Source organism: Methylibium sp. T29, from assembly GCF_000576205.1.
Classification (GTDB): domain Bacteria; phylum Pseudomonadota; class Gammaproteobacteria; order Burkholderiales; family Burkholderiaceae_C; genus Methylibium; species Methylibium petroleiphilum.
On record NZ_AZND01000393.1, the window covers coordinates 1 to 2,330 of the forward strand.

Annotated in this window: 3 protein-coding genes; all 3 read right to left on the minus strand. The window is 67.0% G+C overall.

Annotated features, from left to right (window positions below; genetic code table 11):
- The coding region (locus tag x551_RS21305; protein WP_036236459.1) for a 2-hydroxymuconate tautomerase at window positions 1–167 on the minus strand (167 nt) is incomplete at its 3' end.
- 35 nt (window positions 168–202) lie between these two features.
- Window positions 203–1,249, minus strand: a complete 1,047-nt coding sequence (gene dmpG, locus x551_RS21310) for a 4-hydroxy-2-oxovalerate aldolase (RefSeq protein WP_036236461.1) — start codon at window positions 1,247–1,249, stop codon at window positions 203–205.
- 23 nt (window positions 1,250–1,272) lie between these two features.
- Window positions 1,273–2,184 carry an acetaldehyde dehydrogenase (acetylating) gene (locus tag x551_RS21315; protein WP_036236457.1) on the minus strand — a complete coding sequence of 304 codons (912 nt, stop codon included), beginning with the start codon at window positions 2,182–2,184 and terminating at the stop codon, window positions 1,273–1,275.
- Window positions 2,185–2,330: the final 146 nt, after the last annotated feature.

Below are 2,330 nucleotides of genomic sequence, written 5' to 3' on the forward strand. Positions count from 1 at the left end.
ACGCCGCCGATGCCCCAGTTCTCCTTGGGCACGTCGTGGATCCACACGCGCACGTTCTCCTTCGGCGCCCCCACCGCCTCCATCATGGCCTGGGTGACCTTCTCGATCACGGCACGCTTCTGCTCTTCGGTGCGACCTTCGATGAGGTAGATCTGTGCGAACGGCATGAGCTTCTCCTGTGTCCTGTGGTCGGTCGCTGCGCTCAGGCGGCGGCCTTGTGCGCCGCGGCGGCGCGCTCTCGTGCCAGCGTCATCGCGGTGTCCTCGATCATGTCCTCCTGGCCGCCCACCATGCCGCGGCGACCCAGTTCGACCAGGATCTCACGAGCCGGCACGCCGTATTTCTTCTCGGCGCGCTTGGCGAACAGCAGGAAGGACGAGTACACGCCGGCATAGCCCAGCGTCAGCGAATCGCGGTCGACACGGATGATGTGATCCATGATCGGCACCACCAGATCCTCGGCCACATCCTGGATCCTGAACACGTCCACGCCGGTCGCGATGCCCATGCGGTCGCACACGGCGATGAACACCTCCATCGGCGTGTTGCCCGCGCCGGCGCCCAGTCCGGCGGCCGCCGCGTCGATGCGGTTCGCACCGGCGGCCACCGCGGCGACCGAGTTGGCCACCCCCATCGCCAGGTTGTGGTGGCCGTGGAAGCCCAGTTCGGTTTCGGGCTTGAGGGCATCGCGCACCGCGCGCAGCCGTACCGTCACGTCGTCGGGCAGCATGTAGCCGGCCGAGTCGGTGACGTAGATGCAGTTCGCCCCGTAGCCCTCCATCAGCAGCGCCTGGCTCACCAGCTTCTCGGGGCTGGCCATGTGGGCCATCATCAGGAAGCCCACAGTGTCCATGTCGAGCGCGCGCGCCTTCGAGATGTGCTGCTCGGACACGTCGGCCTCGGTGCAGTGGGTGGCCACGCGCACGGTGTGCACGCCCAGGTCCTTGGCCATCAGCAGGTGGTCGACGGTGCCGATGCCGGGCAGCAGCAGCGCCGACACCTTGGCCTGCTTCATCAGCGGGATCACGGCGCCGAGGTATTCCTCGTCGCTGTGGGCCGGGAAGCCGTAGTTCACCGACGAGCCGCCCAGGCCATCGCCGTGGGTCACCTCGATCAGCGGCACGCCGGCAGCGTCCAGTCCGCTGGCGATGCTCTTCATCTGGTCCAGCGTCATCAGGTGACGCTTGGGGTGCATGCCGTCGCGCAACGTCATGTCGTGGACGGTGATCTTCTTGCCTTGCAGGTTCATCATGGCGTTCTCCTTCGTCCGGGTCAGGCCGGCACGGCTTCGAGCTTGAGCGTGCCGGCGATCAGTTCTTCGGCGAACATCTCGGCGGTGCGCGCGGCGGCGGCGGTCATGATGTCGAGGTTGCCGGCGTACTTGGGCAGGTAGTCGCCCAGGCCCTCCACCTCCATGAAGACCGAGACGCGCTTGCCGTCGAACACCGGGCCGTTGACCAGCTTGTAGCCCGGCACGTACTTCTGCACCTCGCGGATCATCTGGTGGATCGACGCAGTGATCCGGTCGCGGTCGGGCTCGTCCACCGTCAGGCAGTGCACGGTATCGCGCATGATCAGCGGCGGCTCGGCCGGGTTGATGATGATGATGGCCTTGCCCTTCTTCGCACCGCCGACCTTCTCGACCGCGCCGGCCGTGGTGCGGGTGAACTCGTCGATGTTCTTGCGCGTGCCGGGGCCGACCGAGCGGCTGGAGACCGTGGCGACGATCTCGCCGTAGGCCACCGCCTGCACCTGCGACACCGCCGCCACCATCGGGATCGTGGCCTGTCCGCCGCAGGTGACCATGTTGACGTTCATCTCGCGCCGCCCGAGGTGCTGCTTCAGGTTCACCGGAGGCACGCAGAACGGGCCGATGGCCGCGGGCGTGAGGTCGATCATCATCACGCCCAGCGCGTTGAGCTTGCGCGAATTCTCGGCGTGCACGTAGGCGCTGGTGGCGTCGAAGGCGATCTGCACGCCGTCGGCCTTCACATGCGGCAGCAGGCCATCCACGCCCTCGGCGGTGGTCTTGATGCCCATCTCGCGTGCGCGCTTCAAGCCATCGGACTCGGGGTCGATGCCGACCATCCACACGGGCTCGAGCACCGGGCTGCGCTGGAGCTTGGCCAGCAGGTCCGTACCGATGTTGCCCGGCCCGATCAGGGCGCACTTGATCTTCTTCATGTAAAAAACTCCGGGAGTGAACAGATTCAGGGGCCGGCGACCCGCGCCGCCGGCCACGAGCTCGTCAGTCCCCGCCCCGCAGGTTCTGCACCTGGAACAGGCTGGGCGGGTTGAGCTTGGGATCGACCTGGCCCTTGAACTGGCCA